At 71.1% G+C, this 20,659-nt stretch carries 16 protein-coding genes and 1 pseudogene; 10 read left to right on the forward strand and 7 right to left on the reverse strand.

The window, feature by feature from the left end:
* The first annotated feature begins 67 nt into the window (after positions 1 to 67).
* On the forward strand, positions 68 to 616 hold the full coding sequence (locus AB0I79_RS22960) for a helix-turn-helix domain-containing protein (RefSeq protein ID WP_357876060.1): 549 nt from the start codon (positions 68 to 70) through the stop codon (positions 614 to 616).
* Here AB0I79_RS22960 and AB0I79_RS22965 read toward each other — a convergent pair.
* The gene (locus AB0I79_RS22965) at positions 601 to 4,299 is read right to left on the reverse strand and encodes a S8 family serine peptidase (protein WP_357876062.1); all 3,699 of its coding nucleotides are present in this window, start codon (positions 4,297 to 4,299) and stop codon (positions 601 to 603) included. The genes AB0I79_RS22960 and AB0I79_RS22965 overlap by 16 nt on opposite strands.
* Positions 4,300 to 4,456: 157 nt before the next feature.
* Between AB0I79_RS22965 and AB0I79_RS22970 the strand changes: the two genes are divergently transcribed.
* The gene (locus tag AB0I79_RS22970; protein ID WP_357876063.1) at positions 4,457 to 5,263 is read left to right on the forward strand and encodes an alpha/beta hydrolase; all 807 of its coding nucleotides are present in this window, start codon (positions 4,457 to 4,459) and stop codon (positions 5,261 to 5,263) included.
* A gap of 50 nt (positions 5,264 to 5,313) precedes the next feature.
* Here AB0I79_RS22970 and AB0I79_RS22975 read toward each other — a convergent pair whose 3' ends face one another.
* A complete protein-coding gene (locus AB0I79_RS22975; protein WP_357876065.1) occupies positions 5,314 to 5,703 on the reverse strand; it encodes a hypothetical protein in 390 nt (129 codons plus the stop codon).
* A 53-nt stretch (positions 5,704 to 5,756) separates the two neighbouring features.
* The gene (locus AB0I79_RS22980; RefSeq protein ID WP_357876067.1) at positions 5,757 to 6,362 is read right to left on the reverse strand and encodes a VOC family protein; all 606 of its coding nucleotides are present in this window, start codon (positions 6,360 to 6,362) and stop codon (positions 5,757 to 5,759) included.
* Between the two features lie 110 nt (positions 6,363 to 6,472).
* On the opposite strand from AB0I79_RS22980, the gene AB0I79_RS22985 reads away from it, so the two are divergent.
* Positions 6,473 to 9,463 (forward strand): glycoside hydrolase family 38 C-terminal domain-containing protein, encoded by a 2,991-nt coding sequence (locus AB0I79_RS22985; RefSeq protein WP_357876069.1) that lies wholly within the window; start codon positions 6,473 to 6,475, stop codon positions 9,461 to 9,463.
* 21 nt (positions 9,464 to 9,484) lie between these two features.
* Here the strand turns inward: AB0I79_RS22985 and AB0I79_RS22990 are convergent, their stop codons facing one another.
* Together AB0I79_RS22990 and AB0I79_RS22995 are read right to left on the reverse strand one after the other, a co-directional pair.
* Positions 9,485 to 9,724, reverse strand: coding sequence for a hypothetical protein (locus AB0I79_RS22990; RefSeq protein ID WP_357876071.1), 240 nt, complete (start codon positions 9,722 to 9,724; stop codon positions 9,485 to 9,487).
* Positions 9,721 to 10,431 (reverse strand): annotated as a pseudogene (locus tag AB0I79_RS22995) (extracellular solute-binding protein); the annotation flags it as partial. The gene AB0I79_RS22990 and the pseudogene AB0I79_RS22995, both read right to left, overlap by 4 nt.
* Positions 10,432 to 10,663: 232 nt before the next feature.
* On the opposite strand from AB0I79_RS22995, the gene AB0I79_RS23000 reads away from it, so the two are divergent.
* Positions 10,664 to 11,335, forward strand: a complete 672-nt coding sequence (locus AB0I79_RS23000) for an FCD domain-containing protein (protein WP_357876073.1) — start codon at positions 10,664 to 10,666, stop codon at positions 11,333 to 11,335.
* Here the strand turns inward: AB0I79_RS23000 and AB0I79_RS23005 are convergent.
* On the reverse strand, positions 11,325 to 12,497 hold the full coding sequence (locus AB0I79_RS23005) for an ROK family transcriptional regulator (RefSeq protein WP_357876075.1): 1,173 nt from the start codon (positions 12,495 to 12,497) through the stop codon (positions 11,325 to 11,327). The genes AB0I79_RS23000 and AB0I79_RS23005 overlap by 11 nt on opposite strands.
* 87 nt (positions 12,498 to 12,584) lie before the next feature.
* Here AB0I79_RS23005 and AB0I79_RS23010 point away from each other — a divergent pair, with 87 nt between their 5' ends.
* The 3 genes from AB0I79_RS23010 to AB0I79_RS23020 all read left to right on the forward strand — a co-directional run bounded on the left by AB0I79_RS23010 (position 12,585) and on the right by AB0I79_RS23020 (position 15,749).
* Positions 12,585 to 13,949 (forward strand): extracellular solute-binding protein, encoded by a 1,365-nt coding sequence (locus AB0I79_RS23010; protein WP_357876077.1) that lies wholly within the window; start codon positions 12,585 to 12,587, stop codon positions 13,947 to 13,949.
* Positions 13,946 to 14,863, forward strand: a complete 918-nt coding sequence (locus AB0I79_RS23015; RefSeq protein ID WP_357876079.1) for a sugar ABC transporter permease — start codon at positions 13,946 to 13,948, stop codon at positions 14,861 to 14,863. Before AB0I79_RS23010 ends, AB0I79_RS23015 begins: the two co-directional genes overlap by 4 nt.
* Positions 14,864 to 14,927: 64 nt before the next feature.
* A complete protein-coding gene (locus tag AB0I79_RS23020; protein WP_357876081.1) occupies positions 14,928 to 15,749 on the forward strand; it encodes a carbohydrate ABC transporter permease in 822 nt (273 codons plus the stop codon).
* Between the two features lie 156 nt (positions 15,750 to 15,905).
* Here AB0I79_RS23020 and AB0I79_RS23025 read toward each other — a convergent pair whose 3' ends face one another.
* Positions 15,906 to 17,519: an endo-1,4-beta-xylanase gene (locus AB0I79_RS23025; protein WP_357876083.1), complete on the reverse strand. Its 1,614-nt coding sequence runs from the start codon at positions 17,517 to 17,519 to the stop codon at positions 15,906 to 15,908.
* 306 nt (positions 17,520 to 17,825) lie between these two features.
* On the opposite strand from AB0I79_RS23025, the gene AB0I79_RS23030 reads away from it, so the two are divergent.
* The 3 genes from AB0I79_RS23030 to AB0I79_RS23040 all read left to right on the forward strand — a co-directional run bounded on the left by AB0I79_RS23030 (position 17,826) and on the right by AB0I79_RS23040 (position 20,609).
* Positions 17,826 to 19,487, forward strand: coding sequence for a class I adenylate-forming enzyme family protein (locus AB0I79_RS23030; RefSeq protein WP_357876085.1), 1,662 nt, complete (start codon positions 17,826 to 17,828; stop codon positions 19,485 to 19,487).
* Positions 19,488 to 19,799: 312 nt separating this feature from the next.
* Positions 19,800 to 20,207, forward strand: a complete 408-nt coding sequence (locus tag AB0I79_RS23035) for a hypothetical protein (RefSeq protein WP_357876087.1) — start codon at positions 19,800 to 19,802, stop codon at positions 20,205 to 20,207.
* A 48-nt stretch (positions 20,208 to 20,255) separates the two neighbouring features.
* A complete protein-coding gene (locus tag AB0I79_RS23040) occupies positions 20,256 to 20,609 on the forward strand; it encodes a nuclear transport factor 2 family protein (RefSeq protein ID WP_357876089.1) in 354 nt (117 codons plus the stop codon).
* Positions 20,610 to 20,659: the final 50 nt, after the last annotated feature.

Consider the following 20,659-nt stretch of genomic DNA (forward strand, 5'->3'; position numbering starts at 1 on the left):
AAGAAAGTAGCAGATCTACATAGAACTGCAACACTTCGTCTCACTTTTAGGCGGTAGTGTTCCTTCCATGGTGAGAATGCGGGCCGACGCCGAGCGCAGCATGCGCGCGATCATGGCGGCGGCGGAGAACGTGCTGAGCGCCAGCCCGGTGGCCACGATGGAGCAGGTCGCCGAGGCGGCGGGCGTCGCCAGGGCCACCGTCCACCGCAGGTTCGCCAGCAGGGAGGCGCTGATCGAGGCCATGGAGGTGACCGCGTGGCGGGAGATACTCCAGGCGGTGCACGACGCCCGCCCGCACACCGCTCCCCCGCTGGTCGCGCTGCACCAGGCCACCGCCGGCATCCTGCAGATCAAGCCCGCCTGGCGCTTCACGCTGGCCCGGCAGGTGCCGCTCAGCGCCGAGGCGCAGGCCGTGCAGGCGGAGGTGATGTCGCTGTGCGAGGAGGTCTTCGGCAAGCTGCTCGGGCCGGACGCCGACCTCGTCTGGGCCCGGCAGGTCTACCTCGCGCTGCTGGGGGAGGCCGCGCACGGCACTCCCCCAGTGGGTCAGGACCCTGACACGATCGCCGCGAAGGTGATCGACACCCTCATGCACGGCGTTCAGCGCAGGGCGTAGGCGCGGATCACCTCCTGCGTCAGCGTGTTGCCGTTCACGTCGGAGGCGTTCAGCCGCAGCGAGACGAAGCCGGAGCGCGACCGGTCGAGCGTCGTCTCGTAGGCCCCCTCGCCCCTGGCCGGGCGCAGCCGGGCCGGCTTCCAGCTCGCGCCGTCGTCGTACGACACCTCCAGCGACACGCGCTCGATCGCACTCTGCTCGGCCCCCTCCTGGTGGCGCAGGGTCAGGCCGAGCCTGCGGGACCCGGCCCGGTTCGTCAGGTCCACGGGCGCGTCGAAGGCGGCCACCAGCAGCGGGACCACGGCGGTCTCCCGCTGGGAGACGAACGTCCACACGCCCCGCGTGCGGGTGGACAGCTTCGCCCACTCCGACTCGTTCGCCACGTCGTACTCGATCCGGTACGAGGCCTTCTCCGGCGCCAGCGTGCCCGACCCGGAAGGCAGGTAGTTCGTCTGCCAGAGCAGGGTGTCGCCCTGGTAGAGCCGGAAGTCGGTCTTCAGCCCGCGCTCGAACTGGCTGGTGTACGCCTCGCCGTAGTTGCCCCCGGCGTCCACGAAGCCCTGCATCGACAGCCGCAGCTTGTCGCCCTCCCTGCGCACCGGGTTGCGCGGGTTGACGCCGGGCAGCAACGGCTGCTTGAACACGGTGCGGCCGACCCGCTCCCCCGCCTCGTACGAGCGCATCTCCGGTGCAGACACCGCCACCCGCACCGTGTCCTGGTGCGGCCACATGTTGTTGTAGGAGCGCTCCGGCGTGGCCGCGGACGTGCTCCACCGCAGGCCGGGGTCGGGGGTGACGTAGTCGACGCGGGTCCGCGGCGCCTTGGCCATGGGGTGGTTCGTCGAGATCGACATGGTGTCCCAGGGCTCGAACACGTAGCGGGCCTCGTTGGCCGTCATGTCGCCGGCCAGCTGGCTGTGGTAGCCGGTCTCGATCCTGGCCTGCGACCTGGCGCGCACCACGTACGTGAGCGAGTCGCGGACCCTGCCCTGCTCGCGCAGGTACAGGTCGTACACGTACGGGCTGGCCACGATGCCCTTGGCCACGATCGGCACCGGGAGGCGGCGCAGCCGTTCGACCAGCTTCAGCCCCTCCTCGTGGGTCAGCCGCACGGTCGGGACGGCCAGCTTGACCCCGTTGCCGCCGGTGGTGACGTCGGAGCCGGGGCGGTCGCTGTAGACGGCCACCATGGCGGCCCCGGCCGCGGCGGCGGCGTTCGACTGCGTGGAGACCGGCACGCCGTCGGTGCGGCGGATGACGGCGAGCTTGCCGCGCAGGTCGCGGGCCTTGATCTCCTCGGCGCTGCCCCGGCCCGCGTCCACGGCCAGGAGCAGGCGGGTGCCGTCGAGGCGCGGGTACTCGGTGGAGAAGTCGCTGAACTGGACCGGGTCCACGTACTCGGGCGCCAGCTTGAGGCCGAGCGTGGAGAAGGCGATCTCCGGTGCCTTGAGCCGCCAGCGGGTGGCGACCACGAACGTGCCCTTGGTGACCTTCCTGGTCGGCTGGACGAACAGGCGCTCCTCGACCTGCCCGCCGGGCGAGATCGTGGTGCCGCCGCGCAGCGCGGTCCCCTGCTCGCCGGCGCGGTACCACATGAGGGCGGCGGCGGCCCCCGTGTTCCGCTTGGTCTCGTGGTCGGGGGTCTCGACCTTGACCTCGACGGCCTTGCGGGCGTCGAGCACGACCTCGGTGTCCCCGGTGATCTCCATCTCCGGGTCGCCGAGCAGGCTCTCGTTGAGCGGTTTGCCGGTGGCGGTGCTGTCCTGCGTGGCGGGCATGGTGAAGATGTGGCCGAGCACCGAGTACGTGCCCGGCTTGACGAGCAGGCAGGTGCCGGAGCCGTACCTGGCGTCGGTGCAGGGCTGGGCGGGGTCGCCGGGGAGCACGCGGCCGACGAGGGTGCCCTCGTCCAGGTTCAGCACGGTGAAGCCGCCGCGGCCCGGGCGGCCGTCCCTGGCGATGCCGCGGACGCGCAGCTCGACCCGCTTGTCGTCCACGCTCGCGGTCAGCAGCGTGCGGGTGCCCGCGGCCGTCAGCTCCTGGCGCAGCGCCCCCGCCTTGCCCGCCTTGATCGTGACCTTCGCCTCGGCGGTGCCGCCCGCGGGGACGGTGAGCGTGGCCGGCTCGACCGTGAACGCGTCGCCGGCCGCCAGCGGCAGCTCGGCGGAGGTCCGGCCGAGGTTGCGGTAGCCGATGGTGAGCGTCTTCTCCTCGCCCGTGGTGAGCCGGCCGAAGTTGAGCGAGCCCGCCGAGGCGACGACCGAGCCCTTGATCGCGGCGGCCACGTCGATCCTGCCCGCGCCCTGCGCGTCCACCGGGATGTCGCCGCCCGCCCTGGCGGTGGCCATGAGCAGGGACTTCAGCTCGTTGCCCGTGATGCCGGGGCGTGCCTGGCGCAGCAGCGCCGCCGCGCCCGCGACGTGCGGGGTGGCCATGGAGGTGCCGGACATGGCGACCCGGCCGCCGCCCGGCCTGGCGGCGGTGATGTCCACGCCCGGCGCGGTGACGTCGGGCTTGACCGCCTGGTCGGCCAGGATCGGGCCCCTGCTGGAGAAGGGGGCGAGCCGGTCCTGCCCGTCCACCGCGCCGACGGTCAGCGCCGCCGGGGCGTCGCCGGGGGCGCCCACGCACGAGTCGCAGCCGTCGTTGCCCGCGGCCACCACGAACAGCGTGCCGTGCTCCTGGGTGAGCCGGGTGACGGCGTCGGTGAGCGGGCCGCCCGCCTCCGGGCTGCCCAGGCTCAGGTTGACGACCTCGGCGTGCTTCTCGGCGGCCGCCCACTCCATGCCGTCGATGATCCAGGAGAGCTGCCCGTAGCCGTCGGCGCCCAGCACCCGGCCGTTGAGCAGCCGCACGCCGGGCGCCACGCCGGAGGCCGTGCCCGCCACGTGGGTGCCGTGACCGTGCGGGTCGCCGGTGGTGTTCTCGCCGGTGAAGTCGCGCTCGCCGGAGACCTTGCCGGTGAGGTCGGGGTGGGTGGCGTCCACGCCGGTGTCGAGCACGGCCACGGTGGTGCCGGTGCCGTCGTACCCGGCGGCCCACGCCTCGGGCGCGCCGATCTGCGGCACGCTGTCCTCCAGCACCGCTCGCACCTCGCGGTCCAGCCAGACCTTCGCCACGCCCGCCAGCGGCGCGGCGGCCCGCGTCTGCGGTGCCGGGGCGGCCAGCTTGGCCAGCTCCGCCCCGAACGCCGCCGCGTCCGCCGCCGCCACCCGCACGCCCGCACCGCCGATGCTCTCCAGCGCGCGCACCTGCTCGACGGCCGGCAGCGCGGCCCTGGTCGCGTTCGGCGACGCGTACGTGAGGATCAGCGGGATGGCGGCGCCGTAGTCCTGCTCGGCCAGCGCCGTCACGTTGAACAGCTCGGTGTCGAGCCGCTCGGGCACCAGGGACGCGACATCGTCCGGGATGACCGTCACCCCGCGCTCGGTCTCCAGCACCTGGAACGCCGGCACGGACCCGTCGGCCCGGGGCGCGGGGGTGACCGTCACCGTGCTGTGCCCGCCGTCGACGGCCCGCACCTGCACCCGGTCACCGGTGATCAGGGTGATCTCGCCGCCCTCGGCCTCCGGCGTGAACGCCGCCGCCGGAGCGGTGGCGGCGTGCGCGCCGGGAGCCGAGAGCGGCGAGGCCGCCATGACGGCCGCGACGGCCACCACCATCCCCCGCCTTAAGCCACGCATGGACGACCTCCAGAGAATCGGTAAGCACGAATACCGAATTCCTAGCCATCCTGAACTGGCGGTGTCCAGGAAATCGGCGTGGCCACATCCCGACTTGTCGTAAAGCCGCCACACCCGAGTTGGCCAACGAACACGCCCCGCTTACAGTGAGCTGACCATGGACACTGGAATGCTCGACGTTCCCGGCGCCAGGCTCTTCTACGAGGTTCGCGGCTCGGGGCCGGTCCTCCTGGTGATGCTCGGCGGCAGCACGGACCCGGCGATGGCCGCCCCGCTGGCCGAGGTCCTGTCCGATCGCTACACGGTCATCACCTACGACCGGCGCGGCTACTCCCGCAGCCCGCTGTCGGAGCCGTTCGGCGAGCGGCCCGTCGAGCTGCACGCCGACGACGCGCTACGCCTCCTGGAGGCCGCAGGCTCCGCGCCCGCCCACGTCTTCGCCACCCACGCGGGCGCGCTGATCGCGCTCGACCTGCTGGCCCGCCACCCCGATCGGGTACGGCGGCTGGTGGCGCACGAGCCGCCCGTCTGCGAGCTGCTGCCCGACGCCGATCGCTGGAGCCGGTTGACCGACGAGGCTCTCGGCCTCTTCGAACGCGAAGGGGCCGGCGCGGCGATGCGCCGGATCGGCGAGGAGACCGGCCTCATGGCCCCCGGCCCGCCGGATCCCGGCCTCCCGGCATGGGTGCGCGACATGCTGACCAGGATGGCGGCCAACGCCGAGCCGAACCTGCGCTACGAGCTGCGCGCCTTCAGCCGCTACGTGCCCGACGCGGCGGCGCTGCGCGGCGCCCCGCTGGTCGTGGCGTACGGGGCGGACGACAGGGGCACGCTCTTCCACCGGGCCGCGCTGGCCGTGGCGGAGCACCTGGGCAGGCAGGCCGTGGAGCTGCCCGGCGACCACGTCGGCTACCTGCGCTCCCCTGCCGCCTTCGCCGAGGCGCTGCACGCCTGCCTGGCGTGATCAACCGTCGAGGTCTTCGTACGGACGTGCCACCCGTACCGGTGCCGCGCTCAGGGCTGTCCGGCCGGCCTGCGCATCAGCTCGGCGTCGATCCGCGGCTGCACCGGCCCCGACACCGGCGTGACGTTGGCCCGCAGCACCAGCCCGAGCACCAGCGACAGCACCGTCACCGTGGCGCCGATCTGGTCCGCGGTGAACTCCAGGCCGAACCCGGCCACCGCCGTCATGAGCGTGGTCACCGCGCCCGTCAGCGCCGACACCACGATGGGCCGGGTCATGAGGGTGACGACGATCGACACGATGGCGCTGGCGATCGTCGAGATCGCCGCGACCTGCACCTGCGACAGGCCCAGCCCGAACGCGACCAGCAGCGCGACCAGCGCGTTCACCATGAACAGGATGACGGCGGGCTCCTGGCCGAGGATGGTGACCTTCTTCACGACGCCTCCTGCCGACGAAAGGATCCGGTAGCACGAGCGTGAACCCATCCCGGTCAGGAGTCCAGGGTGATGCCCTCGCGGCGCAGGTCCTCGACGATGCCGTCCACCAGGCGGGTGGCGACCGTGTGGTGCAGCCGCCCGTGCTCGCGCAGCTCGCGCACGGCGGGCACCGGGTCGGGGTCGGCGAACAGGCGCTCGTCCGCGTAGTCCACCGGCCGGCCCGTCGGGTCGACGGTCCACCAGGAGGCCTCCAGCGCGATGCCGTTCGGGTCGCTGAAGTAGATCGAGCGCAGGAAGCCGTGGTCGATGACGTCGGTCACCTCGCAGCCGTGCGCCTTGAGCCGGTCGCGCAGCCGCAGCAGCGCGTCCTCGTCGGGCAGGTGGAGTGCCAGGTGGTCGAACTGCGCCGCCTTCGCGTACGGCACCCCGGCCGGCTTGGCGAAGCTGTCGAGCTCCTGGTCGGCGTATTCGAAGAAGGCGACGGTGTTGCCCGTGCCCACCTCGAAGAAGTAGTGCCTGAACGCGGGGACGGCGAGGGTGGTGACGAGGCGGGCGTCGAGCACGCCGTGCCAGAAGCGCACGGTGGCGTCCATGTCCGCGGTCACCAGGGCGAGGTGGTGCACGCCGCGCCAGTGCACCGTTTCCGGGGTCGCAGCCATGCGTCAAACGTACGCCTTTCAACTATCCCCGTTAAGGGACATTGCCCTGGCGGCAACAGGATGCCTAACGTGCTGTTGGCCACTGCCTGACTGATGAGGAGCCCCGCCTGATGCATGACGACCGCAATCTGGTCGAAGCCCGGCTGAAGCGCGTTCTGAACGAGCGGATCCGCCCGGCGATCCATCCCGAGTCCGTCCCCCTGGAAGTGGCCGTCTGGCACGCGCCCGACGAGCCCGTGCCGGTGGCGGAGGGCCTGGCGGCCGAGGCCGAGCCGATCGCGGTGGGCCAGGCGTGGGGCAAGCCGTGGGGGACGAGCTGGTTCACCGTCACCGGCACCGTCCCCAGGGAGTGGAGCGGCCGGATCGTGGAGGCGATCCTGGATCTCGGCTTCGACGCGGACAAGCCGGGCTTCCAGTGCGAGGGCCTGGTGTACCGGCCCGACGGCACGCCGGTGAAGGGGCTCAACCCGCGCAACCAGTGGGTCCGCATCGCTTCGTCCGCGGAGGGCGGTGAGGAGGTGCGGCTGCACGTCGAGGCCGCCTCCAACCCGATCATCCTGGGCCACGACGCGTTCCGGCCGACGGCGATGGGCGACAGGGAGACGGCCGGCGGCGACCCGCTGTACCTGCTGACCCGCATGGACCTGGCCGTCTTCGACAAGACGGTGTGGGAGCTCGTCATGGACCTGGAGGTGCTCGGCGAGCTCATGCTGGAGCTGCCGGTCGACAGCGCCCGCCGCTGGGAGCTGCTGCGTGCCGTGGAGCGGGCGCTGGACGCGGTCGACCTGCAAGATGTCGGCGGCACCGCGGCGGCGGCCAGGGCGGAGCTGGCCGGGGTGCTGGCCTCGCCGGCGGCGCCGTCGGCGCACCGGATCAGCGCGGTCGGGCACGCGCACATCGACTCGGCGTGGTTGTGGCCGCTGCGCGAGACCGTGCGCAAGGTGGCCCGCACGACCTCCAACATGACCGCGCTGCTGGAGGACGAGCCGGACTTCGTGTTCGCGATGTCGCAGGCGCAGCAGTGGGCGTGGGTGAAGGAGCACCGGCCCGAGGTGTGGGCGAAGGTGACCAAGGCGGTGGCGGCGGGCAGGTTCGTCCCGGCGGGCGGCATGTGGGTGGAGTCCGACACGAACATGCCCGGCTCGGAGGCCATGGCCCGGCAGTTCGTGCACGGCAAGCGGTTCTTCATCGACGAGTTCGGCGTGGACAACGAGGAGGTGTGGCTGCCGGACACGTTCGGGTTCGCGGCGGGGCTGCCGCAGATCATCAAGGCGGCCGGGTCGAAGCGGCTGCTCACGCAGAAGATCTCGTGGAGCCAGACGAACACGTTCCCGCACCACACGTTCCTGTGGGAGGGCATCGACGGGACGCGGATCTTCACGCACTTCCCGCCGGTCGACACCTACAACTGCTCGATGCAGGGCAGGGAGCTGGCGCACGCGGCCCGCAACTTCAAGGACAAGGGCGTGGCCCGGCACTCGCTGGCCCCGACAGGCTGGGGCGACGGGGGCGGCGGCACGACGCGGGAGATGGTGGCCAAGGCGGCGAGGGTACGCGACCTGGAGGGCTCTCCGGTGGTCACGTGGGAGACGCCGTCGGAGTTCTTCGCCAAGGCCGAGGCCGAGTACCCGCAGCCGCCCGTGTGGGTCGGCGAGCTCTACCTGGAGCTGCATCGCGCCACGCTGACCAGCCAGGCCAAGACCAAGCAGGGCAACCGGCGCAGCGAGTCGCTGCTGCGGGAGGCCGAGCTGTGGGCCGCCACGGCGGCGGTGCGGGCGGACGCGCCCTACCCGTACGAGCGGCTCGACCGGATCTGGAAGACGGTGCTGCTGCACCAGTTCCACGACATCCTGCCGGGGTCGTCGATCGCGTGGGTGCACCGGGAGGCGCGCAGGACGTACGAGCTGGTGGCGCGGGAGCTGAACGAGATCATCGACGGCGCGCAGCGGGCGCTGGCGGGCGAGGGCCAGGAGGAGCTGATCTTCAACGGCGCCCCGCACGCCCGCCACGGCGTCCCCGCCGGCGGTGCCGCGCCCGCCGGCCACGCGCCGGGAACACGGGCGCGCCCCACGGCGGAGGGCGGCTTCGTGCTGGAGGACGAGCTGCTCAGGGTCGAGATCGACGGGCGCGGGCTGGTCGTGTCGGCCCGGGACCTGCGTGGCGGCAGGGAGGCGATCGCGCCGGGGCGCGCGGCCAACCTGCTCCAGCTCCACCAGGACTTCCCCAACAAGTGGGACGCCTGGGACGTGGACGAGTTCTACCGTCACACGGTCACCGACCTCACCGAGGCCGAGGACGTCCGGCTGGACGGCGACGGCGTGGTGGTCAGGCGCTCGTTCGGAGCGTCGGCGGTGACCCAGCGGCTCACGCTCGCCGGCGGGCGGCTGGAGATCGACACCGAGGTCGACTGGCACGAGACGGAGAAGTTCCTCAAGCTGGCCTTCCCGCTGGACGTGCGCGCCGACCGGTACGCCTCCGAGAGCCAGTACGGCCACTCCTTCCGCGCCACCCACACGAACACCAGCTGGGAGGCCGCCAAGTTCGAGGCCTGCAACCACCGCTTCCTGCACGTGGAGGAGCCGGGCTGGGGCGTGGCGGTGGTCAACGACTCCACCTACGGCCACGACGTGACCCGCGAGGTGGACGAGCACGGCACGACCACGACGCTGCGCGTCTCGCTGCTGCGCGCCCCGCGCTTCCCCGACCCCGAGACCGACCAGGGGACGCACCGCTTCCGGCACGCGCTGGTGCCGGGCGCGGGGATCGGTGACGCGGTGCGCGAGGGGTACTTCATCAACCTGCCCGAGCGCCGCGTCGCCGGCGCCGGCCCGGTGGAGCCGCTGGTCACGGTGGACGACGACGCCGTCGTGGTGACGGCGGTGAAGCTGGCCGACGACGAGAGCGGCGACGTGGTCGTACGCTTCCACGAGTCCAGGGGCGGCCGGGCGAAGGCGACCCTGCGGGCCGGCTTCCCCGTCGCCGAGGTGGTCGCGACGGACCTGCTGGAGCGGCCCACGGGCGAGCCGCAGCGCCAAGGAGGCGAGATCCCGGTGACGCTGCGGCCGTTCGAGCTGGTCACGCTCCGCCTGAAGCGCGCGTGAGGTGAAGGGGCGCGCGTGAACCTACTCGCGCACGCTGCCCTCCGTGAGTCCGGCGCGCCAGAACCGCTGCAGCGCGCCGGACAGCACGATCTGCACGAAGATGCGCCACTCGCCGGCGCGGCCGGAACGGGCCGCGTCGAGCACGTCGTCCGGCACGGTGGCGGCGTGGACCCGCGACAGGCACACGCCGAACGGGCTGACCAGGCTGGGCAGCAGGATCAGGAACGGGGCGAGGAACGCCGCCGCCGCACGCTTGCTCATTCGGCTCTCAGCCCCTTCGTCCTGATCTGCTCGACGGGGCGCCGCTCGGCCGCCTTCAGCGCGTCCACCAGCGTGCTCCTGCCGCCGAGCGCCTCCTCGAAGCGGTCGCTGAGGATCTTCACCGTGTCGTCGAACGTCGGCCACCACACCCAGCCCTTGGGCACCTGGTTCGAGGAGTCGGTGAAGAGCTGGGCCGTCTGGTGCCCGCCGGGGAACGCCGACGGCTTGGTGAGCTGCGGGTTCGACATTCCGGAGATGGCCGCGGGCCAGCCGTAGCCGCTCTTGCTCAGCGTCTCGACGCTGCGCGGGTCACGGTTGATCCACAACGCGAACTCCACCGCCTCCTCGGGGTGCTCGCAGCCGCGCAGCAGCGAGGTGGCCGAGCCGCCGTAGCCGGCCGAGGCCTGGCCGCCCGGCTCCCACTGCGGCAGCGGGGCGGCGCGCCACCTGCCCGCCGACCCGGGGGCGTTCGCCTCCATGATCGCTTCGGCCCACTGCGCGACCGGCACGGCCACGACGCCGCCGGTGTTCAGGTCCTTGTACCAGCTCGGGGTGAACTGCGGCGCGACCTTCACCAGGTCGTCCTTGATCATGTCCTGCCAGAACCGGGCGACCTTGGTGGAGGCCGGGCTGGTCAGCTCGGCGTGCCAGACCTCGTCCTTCGTGTCGATCCACGGGGTGCCGGCCTGCCAGGCCAGGCTGATGAAGGGCGCTGTTGAACAGGTCCACCGCCTTGTCCATGCCGGGGACCCAGGCCCAGAAGGTCAGCCGGACTGTGGCCCGGCTCCGCTTCCGCAGGCGCTGAGCAGCAACATCACCACCGCGGCCAGGCCGAGGAGGGGCCCTCAGACGATGTGGCGGGATTTCAGAAAATACGATTTATCGCCATCGGAAGTCGGATGGAAGGGGAGGCGCCGCGTGAGCTATCCACGGCGAGGCATGCACGGTGAGGTTGTCGAAGATCTCGGCCGCCGGATCGTGAGCGGTGCCCCCGAGGCCGAGGGTCATCTCGACCCCGTCGAGCTGGGTCGCCGTTACCACGTCAGCCATACCGTGGTCAGGGAGGCACTCAAGACGCTGGCGGCCAAGGGGCTGGTCGACGCCCGGCCCAAGCGGGGCACGTTCGTCCGGCCGCGGGGCGACTGGTCGCTGCTGGACCCCGACGTGCTGCGCTGGCGCTTCGAGCAGCGGGGCGACACCGACATGCTGCGCGACCTGGCCGAGGTGCGGGCCGTGGTGGAGCCGGCGGGGGCCCGATTGGCGGCGGCGCGGCGGTCGGAGGAGGACGTGGCCGCGCTGGAGGCGGCGCTGGAGCGGATGGCGGCCACGGTGGCCGACCCCGTGGCGCACACCGAGGCGGACGTGGCCTTCCACCGCCTGCTGCTGGCCGCCTCGCGCAACGAGCTGCTGGAATGCCTGGAAGTGGTGATCGCCGCGGCGCTGTCGGCCCGGGACCGGCTCGTTCACTCGACGGGCGAGCGCCCCGGCTTCGCCGCGACGCACCGGGCGGTGCTCGACGCCGTACGCGACGGAGATCCGGACGCGGCCGAGACCGCCATGCGTGCCCTCCTGACCCAGGCCGAACGGGACGAATCTGACCTCAGCCACTGAGCAGGGCACCCAGGCGGGGCGCGTACGTGGCGTGGAAGACCAGCGAGGCCGCCCCGATCGCCGCGGCGTCGGCCGCGATCGGCGAGGTCTCCACCCTGACCGAGTGCAGCCGCCTGGCCAGCGGCCGCTCCGTCACGGCCCGCGCGATCACCTCCCGGTAGATCTCCCCGACCTCTCTCAGCGCGGGCCCGCCGAGCACGAGCAGATCGATGTCCAGCATGTTCACCACGCTCACGGCGGCGTCGGCCAGCCGCTGCGCCACCCGCTCGATCACCCGGCGGGCCTCGGGCTCCCCGCTCGCCGCCGCCGCGCAGATGGCGGCGTGGTCCGCGCCGTTGCCGAACGCGGCCTCGATGGCGCTCGGGCAGCACACGGCCTCCACGCACCCCCGGTTGCCGCAGTAACACTCGGGCCCCTCCGGCTCCACCGTGATGTGCCCGAACTCGGCGGCGTTGAGCGAGCTGCCCCGGTAGACCTGGTTGTCCAGGATGAGCCCGCCCCCGATCCCGGTGCCGAGGTAGAGGTAGGCGAAGCCGGGAGCCGAGCGCGCGATGCCCGCCCAGCGCTCCCCGATCGCCGCCGCCGTGGCGTCGTTGTCCACCGTCACCGGGAAGCGGGTGTACTCCTGGAGCAGGCCCTTGATCGGCACCCGGTCCCAGCCGGGCAGCCGCGGCGGCGAGACCATCACGCCGTCGGCGTCCAGCGGCCCCGGGCAGGCCAGCCCCACGCCGAGCACCTTGCCGTCGGGCACCCCGGCCTCGCGCAGGATCCTGCGGGCCGCCCTGGCCATCCTGCGGATCACCGCGTCGGGGCTGATCGCCGGGCGCAGGGGCAGGTGCAGCCGGGTGACGGGGTTGCCCGCCAGGTCCGCCAGCACGCAGGAGAGCTCCTGCGGGTCGAAGTGCACGCCGACCGCGTAGCCTGCGCGGGCGTCCACGCGCAGGATCGTGCGCGGCTTGCCGCCGCTCGACGGCGCGGAGCCGTCCTCGACGACCAGCCCCTCCTCCAGCAACCTGCGCACGATCACCGACACGGTCTGGGCGGTGAGCCCGGTCACGGCGGCGATCTGCACCCGGCTGATCCCGCCGGACGCCTGGATGGCCTCCAGCACGACGGCGCGGTTGTAGCTGCCTACCTTGGGCAGGTTCGTGCCCTGCTGCATGTGAGCAATGTCACCACAGAGTGTTGACTTAGTAAATCAAAAAGATTTACGTTTCTCCGCAACCCAAGGAAACAAGGGGAGGCCGTGATGAGACGTAGCCTGGCTGGTTCCCTCATGTTGTTGACAGCGCTGACAGCAGCAGGTTGCGGCGGCGACGCCGCCCAGGAATCCGCGTCCGGAGCCAAGGAGCTCGAAGTCCTCTACAAGGTCGAACCGACGTGGCCGCATCTGGAGAAGATGCTGCGCGACGCCAAGAAGCAGTACGAGACCGCCCACCCCGGTGTCACGATCAAGCTGACCCCGGTGCAGGGCAACAACGAGGCCTACTACACCAAACTGGCGCTGCTCAACCGCTCCCCCGACTCGGCGCCCGACCTCTACTACCACGACACCTTCCAGGTCAACGCGGACGTCGCGGCGGGCAAGCTGGCCCCGCTCGACGACCACCTGGCCAAGTGGCCCGACTGGAACACCCAGTTCCCCGACTCGGTCAAGCAGGCCGCCAAGGGCGCCGACGGCAAGATCTACGGCGTGCCCATCAGCACCGACACGCGCGGCCTCTGGTACCACAAGGACGTCTTCGCCAAGGCCGGCCTGCCCGTCCCGTGGGAGCCGAAGACCTGGAACGACGTCCTGACCGCGGCCCGCGCGATCAAGCAGAAGGTCCCGGACGCCGTCCCGTTCAGCATGTACTCCACGAAGATCCACGGCGAGGCTGCCACCATGCAGGGCTTCGAGATGCTCCTGTACGGCACCCCCGGCGGCACCCTGTACGACGACACGCAGCAGAAGTGGGTGGCCGGCGGCAAGAACTTCACCGACGCCCTGACCTTCATCAACACCATCTACCGCGAGGAGCTCGGCCCCAAGCAGGCCGACGCGCACAACGCCAAGCTCGCCGACAAGGTCAACCTGGAGTGGTTCCCGGCAGGCAAGGTCGGCATCTCGCTCGACGGCGCCTGGACGGCGGCCGCGTGGAAGCCGACCAGCACCAAGCCGTGGCCCGAGTGGAAGGACAAGATCGGCTGGACGGCCATGCCGACGCAGAACGGCGAGGCGCCGGGAGCGGTCAGCATGTCGGGCGGCTGGGTGATGGCCATGAGCTCCTACACCAAGCTCAAGCAGGAGGCGTTCGACTTCATCACGGTGGCCACGAACAAGGAGAACTCGATGACGTACTCCGTGAGCACCGGTGACCTGGCCGTCCGCAAGGACGTCGCGGCCGACCCGAAGTACACCGCCGACAACCCGAGCGTGAAGTTCTGGACCGACCTGGCCGCGGTGACGCACTACCGGCCGGCGTACGAGGCGTACCCGAAGGTGTCTGCGCAGGTCCAGGAGGCGATGGAGGCGGTCACCACCGGCTCGCGCACCCCTGAGGAAGCCACCGCCGCCTACGTCAAGGCGCTGCCCACGGCCGTGGGAGGCGCCGACAAGGTCCTGGCCCGATGACGGTCGCCACAGCACCGTCGCCCGCCGTGACGGGCTCGCCGGCAGGCGGCCCGGCACGGCGGCGGCGGGTCCTGCGCTGGCTGCTCCCGATGGCTCCCGCGCTGGCGCTGCTGGCGCTGTTCCTCGCGGGGCCCATCCTGTGGAGCGTCTACATCGCCTTCACCAACGAGACCCTGACCGGCTCGGCCTCGGTGAACTCGCAGTTCGTGGGCTTGGACAACTTCGTCAGGATGTTCGGCGACCCGAACTTCGTCAACTCCTTCCTGCTCACGTTCGTCTTCGTCATCGGCTCGGCCGTGATCGGCCAGAACACGCTGGGCCTGATCATCGCCCTCCTCCAGCGGGGCCGCGGCCGGGTGACGCGCAGCGTGGTCAACGGCGTGGTCATCGGCGCCTGGGTGATGCCCGAGATCGTCGCGGCCGCCTGCTGGTTCTCGTTCCTGGCCGAGGACGGCACGCTCAACACGGTCCTCGGCATCTCGCAGGAGTGGCTCTACACCGCCCCGATGCTCGCCGTCATCCTGGCCAACGTCTGGCGCGGCACGGCGTTCTCGATGCTGGTGTACTCGGCCGCGCTGTCGGAGGTGCCGCCCGACCTGGTGGAGGCGGCGGCGGTGGACGGGGCGAGCCCGGCCCGGCGGCTGCTGCACATCACGCTGCCGCTGATCCGCCGCTCGATCATGTCGAACCTCATGCTGATCACGCTCCAGACGCTGGCCGGCTTCGGCCTCATCTACGCCCTGACCGGCGGCGGCCCGGGCACGGCCAGCCAGACCACCCCGCTCTACATGTACGAGCAGGCCTTCCGCTACTTCGAGATCGGCTACGGCTCGGCCATCGCGCTGGTCATGCTGATCATCGGCGCCCTGTTCTCGCTGGTCTACCTGCGTCTGATCAAGGTGGAGGACACATGACCGAGCTGGTCGAGGGCATCGGGGAGCACAGCACGTCGCTCATGAGGCCGGCGAAGGAGGCCTCATGACCCGCATCGCCGCCAGAGGCGCGGCCCTGCTGTCGCTCCTGGTCATCACGCTGGCCTTCCTGGGCCCGTTCCTGTGGGTGCTGATCGCCTCGGTGCAGCCGGAGGCCTCCCTCTCCGCCGCCCCGACGCTCACGTTCTCCCTGGACAACTTCAAGGCCGTGCTCACCTGGGAGACGATCATCCTGCCGCTGATCAACTCGATCGTCATCTCGGGGTCCACGGCCCTGCTCACGGTCCTGGTGGCGGGGCTGGCCGCGTACCCGCTGTCGCGCTACCAGCTCCGCTACCGCCGCCACTTCATGCTGACCCTGCTGTTCACGACGGGCCTGCCGGTGACGGCGATCCTCGTCCCCGTCTACGCGATGTTCTTCCGGTTCAACCTGTACGGCTCCGTCCCCGCGATGGTGCTGTTCCTGACGGCCAGCTCGCTGCCGTTCTCGATCTGGATGATGAAGAACTTCATGGACGGGGTGCCGGTCAGCCTGGAGGAGGCCGCCTGGGTGGACGGCGCGGGCTGGGTGCAGTCGCTGCGGGCCGTGGTGGGGCCGCTGATGGCGCCGGGGATCGCGGTGGTGGCCATCTTCGTGTTCGTGGGGCAGTGGGGGAACTTCTTCGCGCCGTTCGTCCTGCTGGACACGCCGGAGAAGCAGCCCGCCGCCGTCACCATCTACACGTTCTTCTCGCAGTACGGGCAGGTGGCGTACGGGCAGCTCGCCGCGTTCTCGATCCTGTACACGGCGCCGGCGGTGGTCCTGTACGTGGCGGTCAACAAGTACCTGGCGGGGTCGTTCAACTTCGGCGGCTCGGTGAAGGGCTGACCGTCGCCGAGCGGCCCCGCCCCGGGTCCAGATCCGGAGGAACGCGGGTCCTTGCCCGCGTGCGAGATGGCAGGTCACTGTTCCGGGCGGAGAGAATCCCCTGGGGCGGGTGCCGATGCCGGGCGGGCAGGCGGGCAGGCCCCAGGGGATCCCCGATCAGGCGCAGGTGTAGCCCGAAGGCGTCTGCGTGTCGCCGCTCGGCCGGGTGACCTGGAAGCCGAACGTGGTGCTGCCGTTCGGCGCCAGGTTGCCGTTGTAGCCGGCGTTCCTGGCGGTGATGGTCTGGCCGCTGACGGTCAGGGTGGCGTTCCACGACCCGGCGAGCGTGTGGCCGGCGGGCAGGGTGAACGTGACGGTCCAGCCGCTGATGGCCGACGAGCCGCCGTTGGTGACGGTGACGGGCTGGACGACGTAGCCGTTGTTCCACTGGTTCTGCACGGTGCCGGCCGCGGTGCAGCCGCCGCCCACCGGGCCGGACTGCGTGGTGAACGTGGCCGTCGCCGAGTTGGCGGACAGGTTGCCCGCCCCGTCACGGGCGCGGACGTACACCTGGTACTGGGTGTTGGGGGTCAGCCCGGTGAGGTTGATCGAGTTGGTGGTGCTCTGCCCGAGCTGCGTGTCCGTCGTCCCCTGCTCGCGGTAGACGTTGTAGCCGGCCAGGCCGCTGCCGCCGCTGTCGGTGGAGGCGGTCCACGTCAGCGTGGCGGAGTTGGACGTCACGTTGCTCGAGGTGGGCGTGCCCGGCGTGGTCGGCGGGGTGGGGTCGGTGGTGGTGCCGCCCGCCAGCGCGTCGTGCACGGCGGTGTAGGACGGCTTCTGCTGGTAGTTCTCGTCGTAGATCAGCGCGGCGCCCTCGCCGGAGAACGTGTCCGGCACCCAGGAGTACTTGTCGGTGAACCCCCAGATCGTCACCCCTGCGCAGGCGGTGACGGCGTTGCAGGCGTTGATCACGTTGCGGTAGTAGGTGGCCTGGGTGGTGTCCTTGCTGGAGCTCCTGGGCATCTGCATGCGCACGTCCAGCTCGGTGACCCGGACCTGGACGCCGAGGTCGGCGAAGCGCTGCATGTTCTGCTGGATGTCGCTGGGGAAGCCGTACTGGATGGCCAGGTGGCCCTGGAAGCCCACGCAGTCCACCGGGACGCCCTGCTGGCGCAGCGACGAGACCAGGTTGTACATGGCGGTGCTCTTGGCGTTGATGCCCTCGACGTTGTAGTCGTTGATGCACAGCCGGGCGTTGGGGTCGGCGGCGCGGGCGGCGCGGAAGGCGTCGGCGACGAAGCTCTGGCCGAGCGTGTTGTACCAGAACGAGCTGCGCCAGCCGCCGTTGTCGTCGAAGATCTCGTTCACCACGTCCCACGACACCACGGTGGCGTTGTCGGCGTAGCGGCCGACGAGCTGGCTGATGTGGTTCTGCATCGCCGTACGCATCGCGCTGGCGCCCAGTCCCTGCACCCAGCCGGGGGTCTGGCTGTGCCACACCAGGGTGTGGCCGTGGACCTGCTGGTTGTTCTGCGTGGCGAAGTTGACGATGGCGTCGGCGCCGGAGAAGTTGAACTGGCCCTGGCTGGGCTGGACGGTGTCCCACTTCATCACGTTCTCGGCGGTCACCTGGTTGAACTCGGTGGCCGCGATGTTGCGGTAGGAGGTCTCATTGGACAGCGGGCTGGTGGCGAGCGCCGCACCGATGAACTTGCTCCTGGCGGCGGCGTGCGTGCGCAGCGGCGCTGACGCTTCCGCCGAGGTGGCGGGCAGGAGGAAGGCTGCGAACATCCCCACTAACGTGAGGATTCGCAGGAGCGAGGACGAATGCACGGACATCTACCTCCGGAGGCAGGCACTCGATTCCGAAAGTTTCGGCCCGGTTCAGGCCGCATCGCAGACGGTATTGACATGCGCGTGAGCGGTCAATGGCACGCTCACAGTGTCGCTAAAGCAGCAGTTGGAAAGCAGAAACTATCGGTACGTCAATGAAACTTTCACGCCGACCGGGCGCCCGCGGCACCCTCTAGCGCGACGTACCTACCGGTCGGTACCGTGAAATCTCCGGAATAATCGTCCATTGCGGGAGTTCTGCGTATGTCTCTTTCGCACGCCCAGGTCCAGGCCCAGCTCACCGCCCCCGGCCAGCTCTTCGAGATGGAAGAGATCGGCGACAACGGCGTACGCACGTGGAAGCACGCTCCCGGCCACTTCCGCGCCCTGCTGGAGATGAGCAGGTTCCACGGCGAGAAGGTCTTCCTGGTCTACGAGGACGAGCACATCACGTTCGAGGAGCACTTCCGCCGCGCCGCCACCCTCGCCAACCGCCTGGTCGAGGAGTACGGCGTGGGCAAGGGCGACCGGGTGGCCGTGGCGATGCGCAACTACCCCGAGTGGGTCGTCGCGTTCTCGGCCACGCTGGCGGCGGGGGCGATCGCCGTACCGCTCAACGCCTGGTGGACGGAGGCGGAGCTGGCCTACGGCGTGAGCGACTCCGGAGCCAAGGTGCTGATCGCCGACGGCGAGCGCGCCGTCCGGCTGGCCTCGACGGGCGTGCCGATGATCGTCACCAGGGGCGAGGTGCCGCCGGGGGCGCGCGCGCTCGACGAGGTCCTGGGCGAGGTCATGGCCGACGTGAAGCTCCCCGACGTCGAGCTGGCCCCGGACGACCCGGCCACGATCTTCTACACCTCGGGCACGACCGGCAGCCCCAAGGGCGCGCTGGGCAGCCACCGCAACATCGGCCAGTCCCCCATGACGGTCGCCTACGGCCTCATGCGCGCGGTCGCCATGGCCGGCAAGGACGTCGGCGCGGCGGCCGGCACCCGCAGGATCACGCTCCTGACCGTCCCGCTCTTCCACGTCACCGGCTGCTTCTCGGCCATGACCACGACGATGTTCAGCGGCGGCGGCCTGGTGCTGATGTACAAGTGGGACCCCGAGCAGGCCCTGCGCCTCATCGAGCGGGAACGGGTCACCGCCATGATCGGCGTGCCCACCAACGCCTGGCAGCTCATGTCCCACCCCGACTTCGGCAAGTACGACCTGTCGTCCCTGTCCACCCTCGGCTACGGCGGCGCCCCCGCCCCGCCCAAGCTGCTGGAGCGCATCACCACCAACCTGCCCAACCGCGCCCCCTCCAACGGCTACGGCATGACCGAGACCTCCGCCCTGGCCATCGGCAACGGCGGCGCCGACTACCAGGCCAAGCCCGACAGCATCGGCCTGCCGTCGCCGGTGGTGGACGTGCGCGTGGTGGACCCGATGGGCGACGAGCTGGCGCCCGGCGAGGTCGGCGAGTTGTGCGTACGCGGCCCGAACGTCATCCTCGGCTACTGGAACAAGCCGGAGGCGACCGCGCAGACGTTCGTCGGCGGCTGGCTGCACACCGGCGACCTGGCCAAGATCGACGACGAGGGCTTCGTGTACATCGTGGACCGCGCCAAGGACATGGTGATCAGGGGCGGCGAGAACGTCTACTGCGCCGAGGTGGAGGCGGCCCTGTTCGAGCATCCGGCCGTGGACGACGCCGCCGTCATCGGCGTGCCGCACGACGAGCTGGGCGAGGAGGTCGGGGCGGTCATCCGGCTGGCCCCCGGCAAGACGGTCACGGCCGGGGAGCTGCAGACCTTCCTGGCGGAGCGCATCGCCAAGTTCAAGATCCCGGTACACGTCTGGTTCCGCGAGGGCGAGCTGCCCCGCAACCCCGGCGGCAAGATCCTCAAGACGCACCTGCGCCGGGAGGTCCTCGGCAGCTGACGGACGGCTGATCATCTCCCTGGGGGAACGCCGGGCCTGGGCGCCCCGTCCCCCAGGGGTGCCGGTGCACCCCTGGCGTTCCTGGCTGATCGCGTGTTGCACCTGGCGGCGTCCGGAGCTGGGCCTGGTGGGCGCCCGCCCCCTGCCGGCCAAGCCCCCGGCCTCCTGTGACGGCCCTCACACGACCCGCGTTTCCCCTGCTCGGCGCGGGAATCGCCGCCCCTCATTACCTGGCGCGTAATCGCGGCCCCTACCCCCGGCCTGACATCTTTCAGGTGTCCGAACGACAAGGCCACTCCGAAGGAGCCCGATATGACCGCCGTGACCGTCACCACCGACCGGATGAAGTTCCTGCGCATGGCGCTGGCCGCCGACGCCGTCGTCACGGGCGGCAACGGGCTGGTCTACCTCGCCTTCGCCGGCCCGGTCGGCACCCTGCTCGGCCCGGACACCGGCCTGCTGCGCGGCATCGGCGTCTTCCTCCTCGTGTACGGCGCCGCCGTCGGCTTCCTGGCCACCCGCCGCGACATCAGCCCCGCCGGCACCAAGGCCGTCATCGCCCTGAACGTCATCTGGACCCTCGCCAGCATCGCCGCCGTCGTCACCGGCGCGGCCGGCTTCACCACGATCGGCGCCATCTGGGCCATCGCCCAGGCCCTGGTGGTCGCCGGATTCGCCGAGCTCCAGATCACCGGCCTGCGCAAGAGCCGCACGAACTGACGGCCTGCGCAACAGCCGCACGAACCCACCCCACAAGGAGACATCACCATGAACCTCGTCGACCGCTACATCGCCTGCTGGAACGAGACCGACCCCGAGGCCCGCGCCAAGGCCGTGGCCGCGCTCTGGACCGAGGACGCCACCTACACCGACCCGCTCGCCGACGTCGCCGGCCACACCGGGATCGCCGCGGTGATCGAGGGCGCGCAGGGCATGTTCCCCGGCCTGGTCTTCACCCCCGGCGAGGTCTTCGACACCCACCACCACATCGCCCGCTTCACCTGGCACCTGGGGCCGGAGGGCGGGGAGCCGGTCGCGGTCGGGTTCGACGTGGTCGAGCTGGCCGAAGACGGCAGGATCAGCAAGGTGCTCGGCTTCCTGGACAAGGTCCCCGCCGCCTGAACCCCGGCTCGTGACGGCCCTCCGGACATCCGGAGGGCCGTTCCCGTGCC

Source organism: Nonomuraea sp. NPDC050202, from assembly GCF_040656115.1.
Taxonomy (GTDB): Bacteria; Actinomycetota; Actinomycetes; order Streptosporangiales; family Streptosporangiaceae; genus Nonomuraea.

Bases quoted from the DNA above. Each gene is read 5' to 3' on its own strand.
- AB0I79_RS22960 (WP_357876060.1), top strand. From the start codon at position 68: ATGGTGAGAATGCGGGCCGACGCCGAGCGCAGCATGCGCGCGATCATG.
- AB0I79_RS22965 (WP_357876062.1), bottom strand. From the start codon at position 4,299: ATGCGTGGCTTAAGGCGGGGGATGGTGGTGGCCGTCGCGGCCGTCATG.
- AB0I79_RS22970 (WP_357876063.1), top strand. From the start codon at position 4,457: ATGGACACTGGAATGCTCGACGTTCCCGGCGCCAGGCTCTTCTACGAG.
- AB0I79_RS22980 (WP_357876067.1), bottom strand. From the start codon at position 6,362: ATGGCTGCGACCCCGGAAACGGTGCACTGGCGCGGCGTGCACCACCTC.
- AB0I79_RS22985 (WP_357876069.1), top strand. From the start codon at position 6,473: ATGCATGACGACCGCAATCTGGTCGAAGCCCGGCTGAAGCGCGTTCTG.
- AB0I79_RS22990 (WP_357876071.1), bottom strand. From the start codon at position 9,724: ATGAGCAAGCGTGCGGCGGCGGCGTTCCTCGCCCCGTTCCTGATCCTG.
- AB0I79_RS23000 (WP_357876073.1), top strand. From the start codon at position 10,664: ATGCACGGTGAGGTTGTCGAAGATCTCGGCCGCCGGATCGTGAGCGGT.
- AB0I79_RS23005 (WP_357876075.1), bottom strand. From the start codon at position 12,497: ATGCAGCAGGGCACGAACCTGCCCAAGGTAGGCAGCTACAACCGCGCC.
- AB0I79_RS23010 (WP_357876077.1), top strand. From the start codon at position 12,585: ATGAGACGTAGCCTGGCTGGTTCCCTCATGTTGTTGACAGCGCTGACA.
- AB0I79_RS23015 (WP_357876079.1), top strand. From the start codon at position 13,946: ATGACGGTCGCCACAGCACCGTCGCCCGCCGTGACGGGCTCGCCGGCA.
- AB0I79_RS23020 (WP_357876081.1), top strand. From the start codon at position 14,928: ATGACCCGCATCGCCGCCAGAGGCGCGGCCCTGCTGTCGCTCCTGGTC.
- AB0I79_RS23025 (WP_357876083.1), bottom strand. From the start codon at position 17,519: ATGTTCGCAGCCTTCCTCCTGCCCGCCACCTCGGCGGAAGCGTCAGCG.
- AB0I79_RS23030 (WP_357876085.1), top strand. From the start codon at position 17,826: ATGTCTCTTTCGCACGCCCAGGTCCAGGCCCAGCTCACCGCCCCCGGC.
- AB0I79_RS23035 (WP_357876087.1), top strand. From the start codon at position 19,800: ATGACCGCCGTGACCGTCACCACCGACCGGATGAAGTTCCTGCGCATG.
- AB0I79_RS23040 (WP_357876089.1), top strand. From the start codon at position 20,256: ATGAACCTCGTCGACCGCTACATCGCCTGCTGGAACGAGACCGACCCC.